The organism is Arthrobacter tumbae, from assembly GCF_016907495.1.
In the GTDB taxonomy this organism is placed as follows: domain Bacteria; phylum Actinomycetota; class Actinomycetes; order Actinomycetales; family Micrococcaceae; genus Arthrobacter_D; species Arthrobacter_D tumbae.
Genome location: NZ_JAFBCC010000001.1, coordinates 15,479 through 35,526, shown reverse-complemented (window position 1 = coordinate 35,526; position 20,048 = coordinate 15,479). Strand labels below are relative to the sequence as shown.

Below are 20,048 nucleotides of genomic sequence, written 5' to 3'. Positions count from 1 at the left end.
CCGTGGAAGCGGCGGTGAACGCAGTAGATTGTGGGGTAACGATTCCCTTTTGGAGACCCGAGACCCGTGCACCTGAAAAGTCTGACCGTTCGAGGCTTCAAGTCTTTTGCCTCTGCGACGACCTTCGACTTTGAACCCGGAGTCACCGCCGTCGTCGGTCCCAACGGATCCGGTAAGTCGAACGTCGTGGACGCCCTGGCCTGGGTCATGGGTGAGCAGGGCGCCAAAACGCTGCGCGGCGGAAAAATGGAAGACGTCATCTTCGCGGGCACCTCCGGCCGGCCACCGCTGGGCCGCGCCCAGGTGTCGTTGACCATTGACAATGCCGACGGGGCGCTTCCGATCGAGTACTCGGAAGTGACAATCTCCCGCACGCTCTTCCGTGCCGGCGGCTCCGAGTACGCGATCAACGGAAGCAATTGCCGGCTCCTCGACATCCAGGAGTTGCTCTCCGATTCCGGGCTCGGGAGGGAGATGCACGTCATCGTCGGTCAGGGCCAGCTGGACCGTGTCCTGCACGCAACCCCTGAAGACCGGCGGGGGTTCATCGAGGAGGCAGCCGGGATCCTGAAGCACCGCCGGCGCAAGGAAAAGACGGTCCGCAAGCTGGAGGCCATGCAGGCCAACCTCACCCGGCTCAATGACCTCACCGGCGAGCTCCGACGGCAGCTGACTCCGCTCGGCAAGCAGGCCGATATCGCCCGCCGCGCCCAGCAGGTGCAGTTCGAGGCCCGCGATGCGCGTGCACGGCTGCTGGCCGACGATCTGGTGCAGCTCACCTCCTCTTTCGAGCAGGAAATCGCTGACGAAACCGCACTGAAGCAGCGGCGGGCCGAGGTCGAAGCCCTCCTCGAGGCGGGGCGGTCCCGGCAAGCTGAACTCGAGCGCCTCGCCGCGGAGGCGACCCCGCGGCTGAATGCGGCGCGTGACGCCTGGTACCGCCTCTCATCCGCCCGCGAACGCTTTCGGTCCCTGGGCGCTCTCGCCGAGGAGCGGCGTCGACTGTTGGGATCGGTGGACACGGCAGGGGAGGGCGGGCGCGATCCCGATGAGCTGGACCGGCAGGCCGCACTTGTCCGTGCTGAAGAGGCTGAGCTGCGCGAGCATATTGCCGAGCGTTCCAACATGCTAGATGACGCGCTCGAGCAGCGCGCCGAAGCGGAGGACGCGGCCGCCGCCGAGGAGCAGCGTCTCGCGTCCCTCCTTCGGGCTGCTGCGGACCGGCGTGAAGGGCTCGCGAAGCTGTCCGGTCAGGTCGGCGCAGCGCGGTCCCGGGTTGAGGCCGCGGAGGCGGAGCTGGGAAGGCTCCGGGAGTCCGTTGTCGAGGTGGCCGAACGCCGCCGTCGTGCGCAGGGTGAGTTCACCGCCCTCGAATCCCAGGTTGCGGGCGCGGAGGAAGGTGAAGAGGGCCTCGATGCCGATTACGAGGATGCCGGCGCCGCCCTGGGCGCCGTGTTGGAGAAGTTGGAGGACCTCAAGGCGGAGGAAAGGACTGCCGAACGGGAACGCGACGCGCTGCAGGCACGAATCGAAGCGCTGCGCCTCGGCCTGGAGCGCAAGGACGGGTCGGAGACCCTGCTGGACGCCGGCCTGGACGGAGTCCTCGGGCCGGTTGCGGGCCTCCTGACCGTGGAGCCGGGCTATGAGACCGCGATAGCGGCCGCGCTCGGTTCGCTCTCCGAGGGGATCGCAGTCGATTCACTGGTTGCCGCCGGCGCTGCCCTCCGACGCATGAAGGACGACGACGCCGGTCGCGTAGAGCTGCTTGTCGCAGTCGCTGCCGGTGACTCGACAGGTCCTGCAGCACTGCCTGACGGCGCCCATGCTGCCGCGTCGCTCGTCACCGCCCGCGGAGGGGTGGAGGGTGCCGTCCGCGCCCTGCTGGCTGCCGTCGTCGTCGTTGATTCACTTGCGGACGCCGCGGATCTGGTGCAGCGGCACCCCTCGCTGACTGCAGTGACCCGTGAGGGGGACGTCTACACGGCGGTGTCGGTGCGGGGAGGCACGGCCGCGGCGCCCGGCACCCTCGAGGTCCAGGCAGCTCTCGATGAGGCAATTGAAGCCCTTCGCATCGCCACCGAACGGAACGAGCGCGCCCGCTTCGGGATCTCGGCAGCCACCGCGCAGCGGCAGGAGGCACAGGAGAGGGCGGACGCTGCACTGGAAAGGCTGCACGAATCGGATGCCCGGCTCGCTGCAGTCGCCGAGAAGCTGGGCCAGCTCGGATCCGCCCTGCGCTCCGCCTCGGGGGAGACCGAGCGGTTGACGCGCCTGGCGGAAGCGGCCGAGGAGAACCTTGCCGCGGAACAGGGCCGCCTTGAGGAGATCACACAACGGCTCGCGCAGGCACAGGAAGCTCCGGCCGACGCCGAACCCGACACCCAGAGCCGGGACATGCTCGCGCTGGCCGCCACGCACGCCCGCCAGGCGGAAATGGAGGCACGGCTCGCGCTGCGGAGCTCGGAGGAGCAACTGCGGGCAACCGCAAGCCGGGCAGCGTCCCTGGAGCATGCGGCGCAGACGGAGCGGGCAGCACGGGAACAGGCAGCGGAGCGGGCAAGGGTCCGCCGGCTCCAGAGCGCCAAGGCAGCTGCCGTAGGGAAGGCCGTGCACCAGGCGCTGGCCTTCCTCGATGTCTCAGTCAACCGTGCCGGCCGCGCCCGTGACGCTGCCGACGAGGTCCGGACCGCGTGGGAAGCCGAGCTCGCCGGGGTCCGCACCCGGAACGAGTCGCTGATGGCAGAGCTGGCCGAATTAACCGACTCCGTGCACCGGGATGAACTGGCGCGCGCCCAGCAGCGGCTGAGGATCGAGGCACTTCAGAATCGGGCGATTGACGAGCTGGGGCTCACCGCAGACCACCTGGTCGCCGAATTCGGACCGGACCAGCCCGTTCCGTCCGCCGCACAACCAGACGACAAGTGGGCGGAACTGCACGTGGCCGTGGACGACGACGGCAATCCCGTCCGCGAAGGCGTGCCGTTTGTCCGCGGGGAGCAGGAGAAGCGCCTCAAGCGGGCCGAGCGAAACCTCTCGGCGCTCGGCAAGGTGAATCCGCTGGCCCTTGAGGAGTTCGCGGCGCTCGAGGAGCGCCACCAGTTCCTCAGCACCCAGCTCGAGGACCTCAAAGCGACCCGCAAGGATCTGCTGGACATCATCCGCGAGGTCGACGAGCGCGTGGAGCAGGTGTTCACTGCCGCCTACCGCGATACGGCGGAGCAGTTCGAGCGGGTCTTCGGGCGCCTCTTCCCCGGCGGCGAGGGCCGGCTGGTACTGACCGACCCGAACGACATGCTCACCACCGGCATCGAGGTCGAGGCGCGGCCGGCAGGCAAAAAAATCAAGCGGCTCTCGCTGCTCTCCGGCGGCGAACGGTCACTCACCGCCGTCGCGCTCCTGGTGGCGATCTTCAAGGCGCGCCCCTCCCCGTTCTACGTGATGGACGAGGTGGAGGCGGCACTCGATGACACCAACCTTGGCCGGCTCATCACCATCTTCGAGGAGCTGCGGGAGTCCAGCCAGCTCATCGTGATCACCCACCAGAAACGCACCATGGAGGTGGCGGACGCGCTTTACGGCGTGACGATGCGGGGCGACGGCGTGTCCACGGTGATCAGCCAGCGGCTGGTGGACGCCTGACGGACCGGTCCGCGTCGACCAGCGTTTCGCGTGCCGCCGTCCACATCAGGAAAGCAGCCAGGGCGGTCACGCCGGTCAGCCCGAAAGCCCAGCCGTAGGAGAAGGCATCCACGAGCAGTCCGGCCAGGATCGGCCCGAAGATGGCCCCGGTGTCGGTGCTCATCTGAAAAGCGGCCAGTACCTTGCCGCCGCTCCTGTCATTGCCGATGACGTCGGCAACAGCTGCCTGCTGTGCCGGGTTCAGGATGCCGGCCCCGATGCCTGCGACCACCGAGACGGCCAGGAACGTGGCCACGTCAGTGGTCAGGCCGAGGCACGCCATCGCCGCACCGTTCACTGCGAGGCCGGTGAGCACCAGCGGCTTCCTTCCCAGCGAATCGGCAAGCCTGCCGGAGACGGTGAGTGCCAGCGCGGTACCCCCGGCGAAGAAGGCCAGCGAAATCCCGGCCACTTCAGGGCCCGCCCCGAGAACTGCCGCTGCAAACAGCGGCACGAGCGCCATCCTGACGCCGAATGATGCCCAGCCGTTGGCGAAGCCGGATACCAGTGCGGCCCGGTACGCCGAATCCCGGACAGCTTCCCGAACGGTGAGGACCGGCTGGGCGGCAGCTGCCTTGCGGCTGCCCAGAGTGGAGTCCTTGAGCTGGAAGAAGACGACGGCGGCCGCAATCAACAGTGCGCCCGCGTAGACCAGGAACGGGACCCGAAGGCCGAACCCGGCCAGTAGTCCGCCCAGGAATGGGCCGGCGATACTTCCGAGAAGGAACGCCGAGGCATAAGCGCCCGTCACCCGTCCGCGCATCCCCGCCGGAGCAATCCGGACAATGAGGCCCATCGCCGAGATCGTGAACATGGTCGAGCCGATACCGCCAAGGCCGCGGAAAATCAGCAGCTGCCCGTAGTCGGCGGCGAACGCGGTTGCCGCCGTCGACAGCGCGACAATCAACAGACCGGCCACGTAGACCGGCCGCTCACCGAGCCGTTCGACCAATTTGCCGCCGGCGGGCGCAAACACCAGCCGGGTGAACGCGAAGGCGCTGACGATCACGGCAGCGGCTGTCGCCCCCACACCGAAGCTCTGCGCGAACTGGGGGAGCACCGGCGCAACCAGCCCGAAGCCGATCGCGATGACGAAGGCCGCGGCAATGAGTACCTTGATTTCGCGCGGCAGGCGAGGGCGTTCTTCAGCGGCAGCGCCTGGTTTCGTGCGCCGGGAAAAGTTTCTGAAAGCAACCACGATTCATGATTCTCCCAGTTTTTGCGCGCCCCGACTGACCGGCCGCCGTGTGAGAAGCTTGGAAGCGTGAATGAGATCCTCCCGATAGTTATTTACATAGTCGTGGCCTTGGCCGTTTTGGGTTCGCTTGCGGCCCTGCTGGTGCGTTCGCGCCGCACGCCTCCCGGCACCTACACCACCACGCGGGACGCGGACGACGACGACGGTATCGCCTCACGCGGCGTCGGAACCGACACCCTGGAGAGGCCAACTGACCTCGATACCGGCCCCGACGTCGTCGTTCCTGATGACCTGAGGGATCTCGAAGACACCCGGACCGGCGTCGAGACCATACCGGTCGAGACCCCGGACCCTGTGCAGGGCCGGCTGGCCAGGTTGCGCGCGAGGCTGGCCAAATCCAACAACGCGCTCGGCAAGGGGCTCTTGGCGCTGCTGTCCAGGGACCGCATCGATGAGGACGTGTGGGATGAGATTGAGGAGACGCTGCTCCTGGCGGACCTCGGGACTGAACCGACCACCGAACTTGTCGATGCGCTTCGCGAACGGGTGAAGATCGCGGGCAGCCGCAGTCCGGAAGAGGTCAAGGGCATGCTCCGGGAGGAGCTGATCAAGCTTGTTGACCCCACCATGGACCGGTCGCTTGCCACCGATCGCCACGCAGACCGTCCCGCCATCGTGATGGTGGTCGGGGTGAACGGGGTGGGCAAGACCACCACGGTCGGCAAGCTCGCCCGCGTGCTCGTGGCGGAGGACAAGGATGTGCTGCTCGGTGCAGCAGACACCTTCCGCGCAGCCGCTGCTGAACAGCTGGCAACCTGGGGACAGCGGGTCGGGGTGCCCACGGTGAAATCAGACGTCGACGGCGCAGACCCCGCTTCCGTCGCCTTTGAGGCCGTCAAGGCTGGAATCGAAGGTGAGGTAGACGTCGTCATGATTGATACCGCCGGCCGCCTGCAGAACAAGGTTGGCTTGATGGATGAACTCGGCAAAGTCAAGCGCGTCATCGAGAAGCAGGGCTCGGTTGACGAGGTGCTCCTGGTCCTTGACGCGACCACCGGCCAGAACGGGTTGAACCAGGCCAAGGTGTTCGCGGAGGTCGTCAACATCACGGGAATTGTCCTGACCAAACTGGACGGTACCGCCAAGGGCGGCATTGTGGTGGCCATCCAGCGTTCGCTCGGGGTACCGGTGAAGCTGATCGGTCTCGGCGAGGGCGCTGACGACCTTGCGCCGTTCGAAGCCGAAGAATTCGTCGACGCGCTCCTGAACTGACCCCGATTGTGAACTGAATCGCGCCGGAGAGATCCTCTCCGGCGCGATTTTGCCGTCTGGCCGATGCGGCGTCAGAAGGTGAACGTAAAGACAGTGGCCGTTCCCGCCGTAACCGGGAGCGAGACTTCCGTGGTCCCCGGGACAAAGCCGGGAATCGAGGCGCGTTCGGCTGCAGGGATCGGTGGAGCTGCCCGTCCATCGATCAGGGTCTCATTCTGTGCTCCATAGGACGGCCCGTGCATCTGCGACATGACTCCAGTGCGTGCGCCGTCCGGCAGGCTGATGGTGACATCGGATTGAGCGGCGGTCTCCGGATTGTTCTCGTTGACCAGGATGACGCTCACGCTGCCGTCGTCGTGTTGAACGGCGTAGCTGTACGCGAGCCCGCCACCGCTCTGCGAGGATTCAAGGAACCAGCCCTCGGCCATTTCGGCGACGAGTGATTGGCCGTACCAGTTGGCTCGTTCGTAGAAGGTGCCGTCAGGCTGCAGGTATGCGCCGCCGGTGCAGATGGAGGACATGGGCGGTCCTCCCTGGCAGGTGATGAGTGAGCTATGAAAGCTCAACCTCGGGATCCCGAGCTTTGCCGCGCTGAGGGCATAGTCCACGGTCCACAACGCCGAAGCATGGGTCTCGGTGGTCTCGTTCGACCCCGGACAAGCGGAGATGCCCGTCTCAGGAATCCAGGTGTTCAGGCCGGCTGCATTGGCGGGCGCCATCGCCTGTAACCGGTAGTCCTGCGCACGATCGTGGATCGGAGCAGCCATCAGGTTTTCCATGATCGGTTCTCCAAGTGGGTCCTCCGCCCCGTCACATTGCGAAAGCGGGTAATGATGGAAGGAAAGGATTTTCTCCTGCGGCAGGTCGGCCTGCGCGAACGGCTCCCACCAGGACTCGGAGTAGGTGCCCGGACCAACAATGGGCACGTCCGGAGCAACGGCATACATGGCGTCTGCATACTGCTTCAGTTCGCCGATATATTCATCCACGCCCCAGTCGTCCGCACGAAGCCCGGTGCTTGGATATCCATTCGGTTCATTGCCGGCTGTAATACCGACCAACCGATCGCCGAAAATCGTGGTTGCGTGCTTCGCCATATCTGCGGCCCGTGCAGGATCAAAATGAGCAAGGTCAACGGTTAGGCTTACGGTTGCATCGGTGGACTCAAGAAGGGTGTTGACCCGTTCGAGATCAGCCGGACCCACCGCACGAACAGGGTGCGCCTTATCGCCGCTCAGATTTGACGGAGTCGGCTCACCGGTCGAGGTCCAGAAAAATCGACGATCCACCGCGTTTCCGCCGAAGCGGAGCATTGGTTTACCCAATCCGGTCAGACTCGCTACGATTTCGGCATTGTCTCCCGATAGTTGAGGATTCGCGAGGTCAGTCGCCTCCAGGGAAATGCCGACAAGACCGGTAGGTAGCACGGTGCCCGTCTGCTTGCTACTGACTTCGATGGACATCGGCTCGACAGCTTCCAGAGGAGACCCGGGAGGTGGCCCCGCTTGCTGGTAGAACACAGCGGGCGGAGGAGGAAGCGGATCGGTTGGAGTTGAAGAAGGTGAGGGCTCACTGGTGATCGCTGGCGGCGGCGTCGCTTCCACGACCGGCGGAGGCGTTGAAATGTCGGTGGTCTGGTTGGCCTGGTCATCATTGGCCAGCACAGAAACTCCGGCGAAGCCGGCCGCGACCAGCAAAACCAGTGCCGCGGAACTGCCTGCGAGAACTCGGGGACTGAGGCGCCGGCGACCGCGTGGGACCGCTTCCTGTTCGGCTCGGGGTGACGGGTCGTTAGATTCTTGGGGCGGGTGGGCCATGCTTCTCCATATCCGGCTGAGATCCAGCGCTGATCCAGTTTAACCGCTTTTCTGCACTGGACAGAGCAACCGTCACCCGCAATCAGCTGCGGAAGGTGGCAAGCCAGACGCTGGTCGCCGTGAAACACGGCGGAAACACCGGGGATACGCACTCTTTACGTCAGTGCGTCCGGCGTAACCTCCCGGCAACACAATTCCCAAGGTGCTGAAACACGTCCTTGCGAGACTTCTCTGCAGCGGGAAGTGCCCGCCACTCGCGAGAGGACGTAACGATGGATCTGACAGCAGGTCACGTCTGGGTCATGGTTTCCGCCGCCCTGGTATTGCTCATGACCCCCGGACTGGCATTTTTCTATGGCGGCATGACCCGCGCCAAAGCAGCACTGAACATGATGATGATGAGCTTCATCGCCGTCGGACTGGTGGGCATCGTCTGGGTGCTGTGGGGTTACTCGATGACCGGGGGTGACGGCGTTGCCCAACTCTTCGGGAATCCGTTTGCCTCGTTCGGGCTTGAGGGACTCATCGGAACAGAAGACATGATCGGCGCAGGCTATGGTGTTACCTTCGCGATCATCACCGTCGCCCTGATCAGCGGCGCAATCGCAGACCGCGCCAAGTTCGGCGCCTGGTCGCTCTTCGTGCCCATCTGGGTCACAGCCGTCTACTGCCCGCTGGCCTTCATGGTCTGGGGCGGTGGACTGCTCAGCGCCGAAGGCGCCATCGGCAGCGCCGTTGGTGAGGCCATCGACTTCGCAGGCGGCACCGTCGTCCACATCAGCGCAGGGGTTGCGGCCCTTGTACTCGCCATCATTCTCGGCAAGCGGCAGGGCTTCGGCAAGGACCCTGCACACCGGCCGCACAATGTCCCGCTGGTCATGCTTGGCGCCGCCCTGCTGTGGTTCGGCTGGTTCGGTTTCAACGGCGGTGCCGCAAGTACCGCGGAAGAAGCAGGGCTGATCTGGGTCAACACCATGGCAGCGCCCGCAGCGGCGATGGTCGGCTGGCTCGTCCTCGAGCGTTTCCGCGACGGCCGGCCCACCTCCCTCGGAGCAGCCTCGGGCATTGTTGCCGGCCTCGTCGCCATCACGCCCGCCTGTGCAAGCGTGAGCCCCATCGGAGCGGTCGGACTGGGCATGGTCTCCGGTGCCGTGTGTGCGCTGGCTGTCGGCCTGAAGTACAGGCTCGGCTTTGATGACTCACTCGATGTGGTGGCAGTGCACCTGGTGGCAGGCACCCTGGGGACCATCGCGATCGGGTTCATCGCTCTGCCTGTTGACGGCGAGGGCGGCGGATTGTTCTACGGCGGTGGAAGCGGTCAGCTTGTCGCCCAAATCGTCTCTGTCCTCGTAGCCGTAACGCTGTCCGCGGTGATGACCGCCCTGATCGGTCTGGCGATCCACAAAACCATCGGGTTCCGCGTTACTCCTGACAACGAAGTATCCGGGGTTGACCTTTCTGAACACGCGGAAACTGCCTACGAATTCGGAGGGCTCGGCGTTGGAGGACAGTTCCACCCGTTCCACGCAACGTCCCAGGTTCCCGTCGCCGATCCCGGCCAGCAGAAGGTGAATTCATGAAACTGGTTACAGCCATCGTTCGTCCCGACAAGCTGGACAGCGTGAGGGAAGCTCTGGAGAACTACGGCGTTCAAGGTCTCACGGTCAGCCAGGCAAGCGGCTACGGCCGCCAGCGCGGGCACACCGAGGTCTACCGTGGAGCGGAATACACCGTCGATCTCCTCCAGAAAGCCCGCGTAGAGGTGCTCGTGTCGGACGCCTCGGTCACGGACATCGTGGACGTGCTTGTTTCCACGGCAAACACGGGCCGGGCTGGTGACGGGAAGGTCTGGGTCCTCCCGGTGGATGATGCCGTCCGCGTCCGTACGGGCGAGCGCGGGGAAGCGGCGCTCTGACGCACCGGTCCTCGAAGGACAGGTCACGGGATGTTCCGCGTGGCCTGTCCTTCTCCGTTGTTTCCCGCTCCCTGTTGCCTCATTGCAAGAATCGCACCGGCAGGGGAAGCGGGAGAGTCCCGCGAACCCATCGGTGATCGGGCCACGCGACTGCCTACCGCTTCTCTATCACCAGTTCGACGGGCCGGCCGATCCGGCGGAGTATTCGTCCATCGGCACATCGTTGGCTTTCCAGGCCTCCAGCACCGGCTCGACGATACGCCAGCAGTCCTCAGCCGTGTCGCCTCGGACAGACAGCGTCGGGTCGCCGGACAGCACGCCATCGAGAACTTCACCGTAGGGCAGGAGCTCCGAGGCATTCAGTTCCGCCTGCAGGGTTGCCCGGTCCAGGCAGAAGACATCGCCGGGACCGTTCACGTCAAGATCCAGCTCTAGCGTGTCCGGACCGAAACCGATGCGCAGCCGGGTAGGGGAGTCAACCCCGGTGAAGCCGTCCGGAAGGTGATTCACCGGCTTGAAAGTGATTACCGCCTCCTTCCGGATGCGCCCGAGCGACTTTCCCGACCGCAACCGGAAGGGAACCCCCGCCCACCGTTCGTTGTTGATCGACACCACAATCTCGGCGAGCGTCTCGGTGCCACGCGACGGATCGACGCCGCTTTCGTCCACATAGTTGGGAACCTCGCGCGCGTCGATGGTTCCCGCGGTATAGCGGGCACGCCGGGTACTGGAGCGGAAATCCGGATGCACCGAGCTGGCCCTCAGCACGGTTCCGATATGGTCCCTCAGGTCCCGCTCGTGCAGCGTCGAGGGCGCATTCATCGCGATGACCGCCATCACCTGCAGCAGATGGCTCTGGATCATATCCTTCAGCGCACCGGCGCCGTCGTAATATCGAGCGCGGTTCTCGAGCGTCAACTTCTCGTCGAAGATGATGTCCACGGAATCGATGTGGAGGCTGTTCCACACCGGTTCCAGCAGGCGGTTCGCGAACCGCAGCCCGAGGATATTCAGGACCGTCGCCTTACCGAGGAAATGATCCACCCGGTGGATGTGGTCCTCAGGCACCAGCCGGCCCAGAATCGTGTTCAACCGGGTTGCCGATTCCCTGTCGGTGCCGAACGGCTTCTCCATCACCAGGCGTGAACCCTCCGGCAGGTCCTCAGGTTCGAGTGTGGCGCAGGCCTTCTCACTGACGGCCGGCGGTAGGGCGAAATAGATCGCGACCGGCGGCTGGAGTCCGGCAATCAGTCCTGCCAGTGAACCCTTCGCTGTGACATCAACCTGGTGATAGGTACTGGCTGCGCAGATCTGTTCGAGGGCGCCGTCGTCATTGCGGGTGCCGGAATCCGGCGTCGCCGCGGCGAAGGAGGTGGCGAGGCGCTCCTGCCAGTCCTCAGCGCTCCAGGCGTCCGAGCCGGCTCCCACCAGGGTTATTCCTTTGGCCTTTCCGTGCCTCACAAGCCGCGCCAGCCCGGGCAGCAGCAGACGGCCGGTGAGGTCGCCCGAGGCACCGAGTATCAGCAACGTCTTTATGGCCTGCCCCTGGAACTGGTGTCCGGATGCCTGTTCGTCGATCGCATGAGTAGTCACGCTTACCACCCTGCCACTGCAAGGGGGCGGCTGTCTGCTGCAGGGAGAAGTGAACCCAGTTGCTACCCTAGATAGTTGAATCCACTTGAGTTCGAGGAAAGCAGTTCACGCACCGTGTTCAATTCACTTTCAGACCGGTTGACAGCGACCTTCAAGAACCTGCGCGGAAAGGGCCGGCTTTCGGAGGCCGACGTCGACGCCACGGTTCGCGAGATCCGTCGCGCCCTGCTTGACGCTGACGTTGCTGTGCCGGTGGTGCGGGCTTTCACGGCGCAGGTCAAGGAACGAGCCCTCGGCCTCGAAGTCTCCCAGGCTCTCAACCCGGGACAGCAGATCGTCAAGATTGTGAACGAGGAGCTGGTGGGTATCCTCGGCGGTGAGACACGCCGCCTCCGACTCGCCAAGAACCCGCCCACGGTCATCATGCTTGCCGGTCTTCAGGGCGCGGGCAAGACCACGCTGGCGGGCAAGCTGGCCAAGTGGCTCAAGGGCCAGGGCCACAGTCCGCTGCTGGTTGCCTGTGACCTTCAGCGGCCCAACGCTGTCAAGCAGCTGCAAGTCAACGGTCAGCGGGCAGGCGTTCCGGTGTTCGCTCCGCATCCGGGTGTGAGTTCCGAGTTCGAGGCGTCCACCGGCAACCCTGTGGATGTTGCCCGTCAGGGCGTCGCCGAGGCACGAACCAAGCTTCACGACGTCGTCATCGTCGACACCGCGGGCCGTCTCGGTATCGATGCCGAGCTGATGCAGCAGGCGTCTGACATCCGCGACGCCGTCAATCCGGATGAAGTGCTCTTCGTCATTGACGCGATGATCGGCCAGGATGCGGTGAATACTGCGCAGGCCTTCAACGAGGGCGTCAATTTCACCGGTGTGGTGCTGACCAAGCTCGACGGCGATGCCCGCGGTGGTGCCGCGCTTTCCGTGGCGTCGGTCACCGGCAAACCGGTCATGTTTGCTTCGACAGGCGAGGCGCTGACGGACTTCGAGGTCTTCCATCCGGACCGGATGGCCTCCCGCATCCTCGACATGGGAGACATCCTCACCCTGATCGAACAGGCCGAAAAAGCGTGGGACAAGGACGAGGCCGCCCGGATGGCGAAGAAATTCGCCGACCAGGAGGACTTCACGCTCGATGACTTCCTCGCGCAGATGCAGCAGATCCGCAACATGGGTTCCATGAAGAAGATGCTCATGATGATGCCGGGCGCGGCCAACATGCGTGAACAGCTGGAGAACTTCGACGAGCGCGAGATCGACCGGGTGGAAGCGATTGTCCGCTCAATGACCCCCCATGAGCGGGTTGCCCCCAAGATCATCAACGGCTCCCGCCGCGCACGCATTGCGCGCGGCTCCGGCGTGCACGTCTCCGAGGTGAACGGGCTGCTTGAGCGGTTCGGGCAGGCACAGAAAATGATGCGCAAGATGGCCGCCGGCGGCGGCATTCCCGGAATGCCCGGAATGCCCGGTCCGGGCGGCTTCAACGGCGGGGCACGGAAGGGCAAGGCGAACGCCAAGGGAAAGAAGAAGCCCCGCTCGGGCAACCCCGCCAAGGCCGCCCAGGAGGCGGCTGCCGCAGAGGCGCGCCGGAATGGTCAGCGCACGTCCGTTCCAACGGGTGCCGCTTTCGGTCAGCAGGAAAACTTTGATCCCTCATCATTGAACCTCCCGAAGGGTTTCGAAAAGTTCCTCGGGAAATAGTCCGCCGGCAGCGGGTGCTACGCCAGCCGGATGGGTTGTCCGAAGCGGCAGCTAGGTTGGGGTCATGAGAAGCGATCGGGTTGTCTTTGTGCACGGTGCCGGAACCTACGGTGCGGCTGCCTGGCCCAGGCAGCACGGAATGGCGCTTGAGTTCGACTGTCTCTTTGTGCGCCGTCACGGATTCGATCCTGTTGCTGCTCCGCTCCCGACGAACTTCGCGGCAGACCAGCGAATCGTCGAGGAGGCACTGGGGCAAGGAGGTCATCTCGTGGCGGCGTCGCAGGGCGCCGTGTCGGCGATGATGCTCGCCGTCGAGAGGCCGGAACTGGTCCGGTCGCTGGTCCTGGCAGAGCCGGCATGCTTGTCCCTCACCGCGGAACTGCCGGCAACTGCGGCGCACCGGGCGCGGGTGGAGCCGCTCTTCGCACGCGCTGCGGATTTGACTGACGAAGACTTCAACCGGGAATTTGCCCGGGCCGTTTTCGCCTCCGAACCCCGGCCTTTGAGCACCGCGGAGGATCGTGACCGTGCCCGCCGCCTCAGATTGCAGGCGCCTCCGTGGACGGCTCCGCTCGCTATAGTCCCCGGCGTTCCCACCCTCGTCCTGACGGGTGGTTGGGAGCCGCTCTATGAAGAGGTGGCTGAGTATCTGGCGGGGACCGGGGCGGTGCATCACGTAGTTGGAGGAGGGCATCGCCCTCAGGACACCGACGAGGGGGACGCCGTTCTTCGCGGGTTCATTCGAGGCCACGCCGCAGCAGGTTCTGAATCCGGGCGCTGACCCCGTGACCGATCAAGACCGCTCGGAATAACTTTAACCTTCAAGTAGTTGAATTGAGTGAACCACACGCTTGGAGGACACCATGACTACTGAAGACCTGCTTCCCGCAGGGACTGCGATGGGCACCGTGATGCTGAAGGTCGGAGATCTCGACCGCATGGCTCACTACTACCGGAGCGCACTCGGCCTGGTTGACATCGCCGAATCCGACGGCGGACTATACCTGGGACGAGCCGGCGAACGGCTGATCCACCTTGCTCCCGCCGCCGGCCTGAAGCTGCCGGATCCCAGTGAAGCCGGGCTGTTCCATACGGCACTGCTTTTCAGCGACCGCGCCGATCTTGCCGCCACGGTCGCCTCCGCGGCTCACGTTTCGCAATCTGCTGAAGGCCGGTATGTGGGAAGCGCAGACCATCTGGTGAGTGAGGCATTCTACTTTTCCGATCCCGAAGGCAATGGGATCGAACTGTACTTCGACAAGCCGCGGGAAACCTGGGACTGGACCACCAGCGAAGGACAACGGACCGTCGTCATGGACAATGCTCCACTTCCTCCGAGGCAATACCTCGAAAGCAACCTCACGGAAGCATCGGTGACCAACCAGCAGCAGGCGGCCGCCGACGTCGGGCACGTCCATCTGCAGGTAGGGGACGTCCAGACGGCGGAGCAGTTCTATGTGAACACGCTCGGCTTCGAGCGCACCGCCGGCTGGCACGGGCAGGCGCTTTTCGTCTCCGCCGGCGGGTATCACCACCACATGGCAATGAATGTCTGGAACAGTCGGGGCGCAGGTCCACGTAAGGACACACTGGGGCTCGGGGAAGTCCTCATCCGTGTACCTCATGCGGATGAAGTGGGGGCTCTGGCTGAAAGGCTGAACAGTGCCGGCATCGCGCATCACCACACCGGGCAGGAGTTGCGGTTCGACGACCCGTGGCGAAACAAGCTGAGGGTCTCAGCCAGCTGAAGGTGCGCCAAGTGGCCGTGAAGCGTCAACTTCTGGCACAATGGATCTGTACCCAATCTGCGCAGCCCCTCTCTCTGCGTGCATTGTGTCCTCTAGAGCTCCCAAATGTATGGCCCGCCCCACGGGTGCAGAAACAGGAGTTCGCCCTTTTGATCAACAAGGAGTGACCACACAAGTGGCCGTAAAGATTCGCCTGAAGCGCTTCGGCAAGATGCGCGCACCGTACTACCGCATTGTCGTCATGGACTCCCGCGCCAAGCGCGATGGCCGTGCCATTGAGGAAATCGGCAAGTACCACCCCACCGAGGAGCCCTCGTTCATCGAGGTCAAGTCGGATCGTGCACAGTACTGGCTCGGCGTTGGCGCACAGCCATCCGAGCAGGTCGCCGCGATCCTGAAGATCACCGGTGACTGGCAGAAGTTCAAGGGCATCGAGGGCCAGGAAGGCACCTTGAAGACCAAGGCTCCGAAGGAGACCTTCACGGCTCCTGAGAAGGGTTCGGTCATTGTTCCCGAGGCAATCACGCCGAAGAGCAAGAAGGCCGACGAGCCTGAAGCTGTTGCCACCGAGGCTGAGTAAATTGCTTGCTGAAGCGCTGGAGCACCTCGTCCGCGGAATCGTGGACAGCCCTGATGATGTGCAGGTTTCCTCCAAGTCGAACCGTCGCGGTGAGACTCTCGAGGTTCGTGTGCATCAGGAAGACCTCGGCCGTGTCATCGGCCGGCAGGGGCGCACGGCACGCGCGTTGCGCACCGTCATTTCCGCACTGGCGGATGGCGAGCCCGTGCGGGTAGATGTCGTGGACACCGACCGCCGCCGCTGATCAGCAGCACATATGCCTGAAGTCCGGTCCCAACACGTAAGGTGCTGGGGCCGGACTTTTTACTGTTTCGACACGCTGTCTACTTACCGGAGAACTCATGGATCTGCAGGTCGCACGCATCGGAAAGCCCCACGGTATCCGGGGTGAAGTAACCGTCCAGCTCTTCACGGATGCCCCTGAGGAGCGGTTCGAGCCCGGAGCCGTCTTCCGGGTGGAGCCGGCAGCGCAGGGACCGCTCACTTGTTCCAGCGCCCGCTGGAACAAGGACATCCTGATCCTTGGCTTCGATGAGGTTGTGGACCGCAACGCAGCCGAGCTGTTGAGGGGAGCCAAGCTCTTCATCGAATCTGTCGGCATTTCAGACGACGACGGCGACGCCTGGTACGAGCATGAACTGGTAGGACTCGAGGCGCGTGTAAGGGATACCGTAGTCGGTCGGGTCAGCGCTCTGCGCACCATGGAAGTCCAGGACCTGCTCATCATCGAACGGTCCGATGGTGAAGAGCTTCTCGTGCCGTTCGTCGAGGAAATTGTTCCCGAGGTCGATGTCGAGGGAGGGTTTGTGGTCCTGACGCCTCCGGAGGGCCTGCTTGAGCTGAACCTTCCCGGATCCAACCAGGGAGAGTCCGATCCGGCGGAAGGCCAAAGTGACGCACAAAAGGCTGAGAGCAGCTAGTGCGTATCGACGTCGTCAGCATCTTTCCGGAGTACCTGGAAGCACTCGATCTTTCGTTGATCGGTAAGGCACGGAATGACGGTCTGCTCACGCTCACGGTTCATAATCTTCGGAACTTCACGACCGACCGTCACCGGACGGTCGATGACACACCCTACGGCGGCGGGGCCGGTATGGTCATGAAGCCAGAGCCGTGGGCACAGGCTCTGGAGACCGTGCGGGGAGATACGCGTCCTGTCCTGATCGTTCCGTCTCCGGCTGGGACTGTTTTCACCCAGGCGATGGCATCGACACTGGCTCAGAGAGACCACCTGGTGTTCGCGTGCGGGCGCTACGAGGGAATCGACGAGCGGGTGCTCGACTGGGCCGAAGGGTCATTCGATGTGCTCCCGCTCAGCCTGGGAGATTACGTGCTGAACGGCGGCGAAGTTGCCGTGCTCGCGATAGTGGAGGCGGTGGCCCGGCTCTTGCCCGGAGTGATCGGTAACCCGGAGTCCCTTGCCGAGGAATCGCACTCCGACGGACTGCTGGAGTACCCGGTGTATACAAAGCCCTCCTCCTGGCGGAACCTGGACATCCCGGATGTTCTGCTCAGCGGAAATCATGCCCGCATCGCCCGGCACCGGCGCGACGAGCAGCTGCGCCGGACGGCGCTCCGGCGATCGGATCTTCTCGGGAAGCTCGACCCGGCAACGCTGGACGCAGCGGACCGTGCCGTCCTCTCGACGCACGGTTTCGCCGTCGTCGACGGGAAAGTGGAACCAGCCGCGCCGTCGTAAGCCTGTTTCATCGCCGGATTCCAACTGAACCGGCGGTTGTGGCATAATTGAAGCTTGTGTCAACTGGTACGCACCTGCCACAGGGGGAGCGTAGCCAACAGGATGGCACACCGGAATTCCCCAAAGGGCATGACGGTATCTAATCTTCAACGGCAATTGCCTGCCTGCAGGTCTTGGTCGTTGTGACCAACGTGAAGGACCTGTGGCGTTCACCAGGAGCAATCACATGCATATTCTCGACAATGTGGACGCAGCATCGCTGCGTGCAGACGTTCCCGACTTCCGTGCGGGTGACACGCTCAAAGTCCACGTCAACATCATCGAAGGCAAGAACACCCGTGTTCAGGTCTTCCAGGGATTTGTTGTCGGCCGCCAGGGCGACGGCGTTCGTGAAACTTTCACGGTCCGTAAGGTCAGCTTCGGCGTTGGCGTGGAGCGCACCTTCCCGGTGCACTCCCCGGTCATCGACAAGATCGAGGTAGTCAGCAAGGGTGACGTACGCCGCGCGAAGCTGTACTACATGCGTAACCTTCGCGGCAAGGCTGCAAAGATCAAGGAAAAGCGCGATCCGAAGACCGCGCGGTAACTTTTTTCCTGTCTATGCCTGAATCTTCCGCCGGACGGAAAGCCTCCAGGCAGCAGTCGAAGCGCTGGCCCGGTATCACGGGCCGGCGCTTCGCCTTTTATTCCGTAGCTTTTGTCTGCGTAGCCGTTGTCGCCGTCAGAGCGCTGCTGGCGGACATCTTCTATATCCCGTCCGGCTCCATGGAGCCGCTGCTGGAAGAAGATGATCGTGTCCTGGTTTCGAAGATCGACTACCTCTTCGGGGACATCAAGCAAGGTGACGTCGTCGTCTTTGACGGCAGGGGATCGTTCGCTTCCCTCGGCGAGGGTGGGCTGCGGCAGACCCTGGGCGATACAGCGCACTTCTTCGGCGTCGGTGTCTCCGAGACGACCTACGTCAAGCGTGTGATCGGCACGGGCGGAGATACCGTGGCATGCTGCGATTCTGCGGGGCGCCTCTCCGTCAACGGGAACGCCATTGCGGAGCCCTACGTTTTCCCCATGGACGCGGCAAGCGAAACGGAGTTCGAGGTCGTGGTTCCAGACGGTAAGTTGTGGCTCATGGGTGATCATCGGTCGGAATCCTTCGACTCGCGCGGGCTGCTGGGCGCACCGGGCGGCGGCCTTGTCTCCCAGGAACGGGTCATTGGCCGTGCAACGCACGTTCTTTGGCCTTTCGACCGCTTCACCGCAATACCGCGTCCCGCGGATTCTTTACCGTTGGCCGGTTCTACCCCGAACGCACAGCAGAGGAACTACAGATAATGGCTAAAGCCCACTCGGGGACACCGAACGACGGCGCGGAAGATCCCGCAGATACGCCTCGTTTCGCTGGACCGGACGAGGATGTCCCGTCCGGGGGGTCAGCCGCCCGCAGCCTCGGCAGCTGGGCGAAGGAAGTACTTATTATCGTCGCAGTCGCGCTGCTGCTCTCGTTCCTCATTAAAACATTCCTCTTCCGGGCGTTCTTCATCCCCTCAGGGTCAATGGAGAACACCCTTGAGGTTGATGACCGGATTTTTGTGAACCAGCTGGTGCCTGAGCCATTTGAGCTCAAGCGGGGTGACATCGTCGTCTTCCGCGATACCCAGGGCTGGCTGCCCGAGCCGGCGGCTGGAACGACAGACAGCAACTGGTTCAAGGATGCGCTCATCTTCGTCGGCCTCGTGCCGGATGAGTCCCAGCAGCATCTCGTCAAGCGTGTCATCGGCCTTGAGGGCGACCGGGTGATCTGCTGCGATGCCGATGGGCGGATCACTGTTAACGGCGAGGCACTCGACGAGCCGTACCTGTTTCCGGGAGCCAACCCGTCGGACATGCCGTTCGACGTGACAGTGCCTGAAGGAAAAATCTGGGTAATGGGCGATCATCGGAACGCCTCGGCGGATTCGCGGGCCAACACCGACAAGCCCGGCGGTGGTTTCATCGATGTGGACGACATCGAGGGTAAGGCTTCCGTGATTGCATGGCCCCTGGACCGCATGGGTTTTCTGGGGAACTACCCCGACGTGTTCGCTGACATACCCGACGCACCCCAGAGCAGCACCGGACGGGAACAGTCAGCGCCGTGAACGGAAAAGCTCCAACGCTGCGCTACGAACGTTCCTTTCTGGCTGAGGGGAGCCGCTTCCTCGCCGGCTGTGACGAGGTGGGCCGTGGGGCACTGGCCGGGCCGGTCACTGTTGGTCTCGTGGTGGTCGACCTGACGACGGTGAAAGGCCTGCGCGGTGTGCGCGACAGCAAGCTCCTGAACGCCCCCGACCGCGAAGCGTTGGTGCCAAGAATTCAACGCTGGGCGGAAGCCTACGGCGTCGGTCATGCAACAGCGGCGGAGATCGACGCCGTTGGCCTCATGGCGGCGCTGCGCACCGCAGGAAACCGCGCCTGGTCGCAGGTCATACGGGACGTACGCCCTGATACCGTCATTCTGGACGGAAATCACAATTGGCTGGCGCCCGCTTCGCAGGGCTCGCTCTTCGGTGATGCGGAAACTCTCCAAGTCAGCTGCGACGCCCCTGTTCACACCCGGATCAAGGCAGATCTGCAGTGCGTGAGCGTCGCTGCAGCCAGTGTCCTTGCGAAGGTCGAACGGGACCGGCTGATGATCGACTTCGCAGAGGAGTACCCGGGGTACGGCTGGGACATCAACAAAGGATATGCAACCGCTGCCCACCGCGCCGCGATTGACGGTCTCGGGCCCAGTGTCGAGCATCGACGGACGTGGCGTCTGGGCAGCATGGGTGCGGGTCCGGGCGTGCCTGCCGCCGAAATTGGGAGATGATGGGG

At 64.0% G+C, this 20,048-nt stretch carries 18 protein-coding genes; 15 read left to right on the top strand and 3 right to left on the bottom strand.

Annotated elements, in window-relative coordinates; all coding sequences use genetic code 11:
• Window positions 1-66 precede the first annotated feature (66 nt).
• A complete protein-coding gene (gene smc, locus JOD47_RS00175) occupies window positions 67-3,639 on the top strand; it encodes a chromosome segregation protein SMC (RefSeq protein WP_204530876.1) in 3,573 nt (1,190 codons plus the stop codon).
• Here the strand turns inward: smc and JOD47_RS00170 are convergent.
• Window positions 3,614-4,876, bottom strand: a complete 1,263-nt coding sequence (locus JOD47_RS00170; RefSeq protein WP_204530874.1) for an MFS transporter — start codon at window positions 4,874-4,876, stop codon at window positions 3,614-3,616. The two genes, smc and JOD47_RS00170, sit on opposite strands and share 26 nt — an antisense overlap.
• A 66-nt stretch (window positions 4,877-4,942) precedes the next feature.
• On the opposite strand from JOD47_RS00170, the gene ftsY reads away from it, so the two are divergent.
• Complete coding sequence (gene ftsY, locus JOD47_RS00165) at window positions 4,943-6,148, top strand: signal recognition particle-docking protein FtsY (protein ID WP_204530872.1); 1,206 nt, start codon at window positions 4,943-4,945, stop codon at window positions 6,146-6,148.
• Window positions 6,149-6,219: 71 nt separating this feature from the next.
• Here ftsY and JOD47_RS00160 read toward each other — a convergent pair whose 3' ends face one another.
• Window positions 6,220-7,965 (bottom strand): RodZ family helix-turn-helix domain-containing protein, encoded by a 1,746-nt coding sequence (locus JOD47_RS00160; protein WP_204530870.1) that lies wholly within the window; start codon window positions 7,963-7,965, stop codon window positions 6,220-6,222.
• Window positions 7,966-8,237: 272 nt separating this feature from the next.
• On the opposite strand from JOD47_RS00160, the gene JOD47_RS00155 reads away from it, so the two are divergent.
• Window positions 8,238-9,545: an ammonium transporter gene (locus tag JOD47_RS00155; protein WP_204530859.1), complete on the top strand. Its 1,308-nt coding sequence runs from the start codon at window positions 8,238-8,240 to the stop codon at window positions 9,543-9,545.
• Window positions 9,542-9,880, top strand: coding sequence for a P-II family nitrogen regulator (locus tag JOD47_RS00150; protein WP_204530853.1), 339 nt, complete (start codon window positions 9,542-9,544; stop codon window positions 9,878-9,880). Before JOD47_RS00155 ends, JOD47_RS00150 begins: the two co-directional genes overlap by 4 nt.
• A 168-nt stretch (window positions 9,881-10,048) precedes the next feature.
• On the opposite strand, the gene JOD47_RS00145 is transcribed toward JOD47_RS00150, so the two are convergent.
• Window positions 10,049-11,473, bottom strand: coding sequence for a glucose-6-phosphate dehydrogenase (locus JOD47_RS00145; RefSeq protein WP_307836152.1), 1,425 nt, complete (start codon window positions 11,471-11,473; stop codon window positions 10,049-10,051).
• A gap of 114 nt (window positions 11,474-11,587) precedes the next feature.
• Between JOD47_RS00145 and ffh the strand changes: the two genes are divergently transcribed.
• From ffh to rnhB, 11 genes are all read left to right on the top strand, one after another.
• Window positions 11,588-13,171: a signal recognition particle protein gene (ffh, locus tag JOD47_RS00140; protein WP_204536264.1), complete on the top strand. Its 1,584-nt coding sequence runs from the start codon at window positions 11,588-11,590 to the stop codon at window positions 13,169-13,171.
• A 64-nt stretch (window positions 13,172-13,235) separates the two neighbouring features.
• Complete coding sequence (locus JOD47_RS00135; protein ID WP_204530851.1) at window positions 13,236-13,952, top strand: alpha/beta fold hydrolase; 717 nt, start codon at window positions 13,236-13,238, stop codon at window positions 13,950-13,952.
• 82 nt (window positions 13,953-14,034) lie between these two features.
• On the top strand, window positions 14,035-14,919 hold the full coding sequence (locus JOD47_RS00130; protein WP_204530845.1) for a VOC family protein: 885 nt from the start codon (window positions 14,035-14,037) through the stop codon (window positions 14,917-14,919).
• 175 nt (window positions 14,920-15,094) lie between these two features.
• Window positions 15,095-15,499, top strand: coding sequence for a 30S ribosomal protein S16 (rpsP, locus tag JOD47_RS00125; RefSeq protein ID WP_204530843.1), 405 nt, complete (start codon window positions 15,095-15,097; stop codon window positions 15,497-15,499).
• 1 nt (window position 15,500) lies between these two features.
• Complete coding sequence (locus tag JOD47_RS00120) at window positions 15,501-15,743, top strand: RNA-binding protein (RefSeq protein WP_026543804.1); 243 nt, start codon at window positions 15,501-15,503, stop codon at window positions 15,741-15,743.
• 97 nt (window positions 15,744-15,840) lie between these two features.
• Window positions 15,841-16,419: a ribosome maturation factor RimM gene (rimM, locus tag JOD47_RS00115; protein ID WP_204530842.1), complete on the top strand. Its 579-nt coding sequence runs from the start codon at window positions 15,841-15,843 to the stop codon at window positions 16,417-16,419.
• The gene (trmD, locus tag JOD47_RS00110; protein WP_204530841.1) at window positions 16,419-17,198 is read left to right on the top strand and encodes a tRNA (guanosine(37)-N1)-methyltransferase TrmD; all 780 of its coding nucleotides are present in this window, start codon (window positions 16,419-16,421) and stop codon (window positions 17,196-17,198) included. The genes rimM and trmD overlap by 1 nt, the downstream gene beginning before the upstream one ends.
• Window positions 17,199-17,424: 226 nt before the next feature.
• On the top strand, window positions 17,425-17,784 hold the full coding sequence (gene rplS, locus JOD47_RS00105; RefSeq protein WP_204530840.1) for a 50S ribosomal protein L19: 360 nt from the start codon (window positions 17,425-17,427) through the stop codon (window positions 17,782-17,784).
• Window positions 17,785-17,798: 14 nt separating this feature from the next.
• Window positions 17,799-18,527: a signal peptidase I gene (gene lepB, locus JOD47_RS00100; RefSeq protein WP_204530839.1), complete on the top strand. Its 729-nt coding sequence runs from the start codon at window positions 17,799-17,801 to the stop codon at window positions 18,525-18,527.
• Window positions 18,527-19,333, top strand: coding sequence for a signal peptidase I (gene lepB / locus JOD47_RS00095; RefSeq protein ID WP_204530838.1), 807 nt, complete (start codon window positions 18,527-18,529; stop codon window positions 19,331-19,333). Before lepB (JOD47_RS00100) ends, lepB (JOD47_RS00095) begins: the two co-directional genes overlap by 1 nt.
• Window positions 19,330-20,043 (top strand): ribonuclease HII, encoded by a 714-nt coding sequence (rnhB, locus tag JOD47_RS00090; RefSeq protein ID WP_204530837.1) that lies wholly within the window; start codon window positions 19,330-19,332, stop codon window positions 20,041-20,043. Before lepB (JOD47_RS00095) ends, rnhB begins: the two co-directional genes overlap by 4 nt.
• Window positions 20,044-20,048: the final 5 nt, after the last annotated feature.

What these genes read in the sequence shown, in the direction of transcription:
- lepB (WP_204530838.1), top strand. Translation starts at nt 18,527, where the DNA reads ATGGCTAAAGCCCACTCGGGGACACCGAACGACGGCGCGGAAGATCCC.
- JOD47_RS00155 (WP_204530859.1), top strand. Translation starts at nt 8,238, where the DNA reads ATGGATCTGACAGCAGGTCACGTCTGGGTCATGGTTTCCGCCGCCCTG.
- rplS (WP_204530840.1), top strand. Translation starts at nt 17,425, where the DNA reads ATGCATATTCTCGACAATGTGGACGCAGCATCGCTGCGTGCAGACGTT.
- rimM (WP_204530842.1), top strand. Translation starts at nt 15,841, where the DNA reads ATGGATCTGCAGGTCGCACGCATCGGAAAGCCCCACGGTATCCGGGGT.
- JOD47_RS00135 (WP_204530851.1), top strand. Translation starts at nt 13,236, where the DNA reads ATGAGAAGCGATCGGGTTGTCTTTGTGCACGGTGCCGGAACCTACGGT.
- JOD47_RS00130 (WP_204530845.1), top strand. Translation starts at nt 14,035, where the DNA reads ATGACTACTGAAGACCTGCTTCCCGCAGGGACTGCGATGGGCACCGTG.
- JOD47_RS00150 (WP_204530853.1), top strand. Translation starts at nt 9,542, where the DNA reads ATGAAACTGGTTACAGCCATCGTTCGTCCCGACAAGCTGGACAGCGTG.
- lepB (WP_204530839.1), top strand. Translation starts at nt 17,799, where the DNA reads ATGCCTGAATCTTCCGCCGGACGGAAAGCCTCCAGGCAGCAGTCGAAG.
- JOD47_RS00160 (WP_204530870.1), bottom strand. Translation starts at nt 7,965, where the DNA reads ATGGCCCACCCGCCCCAAGAATCTAACGACCCGTCACCCCGAGCCGAA.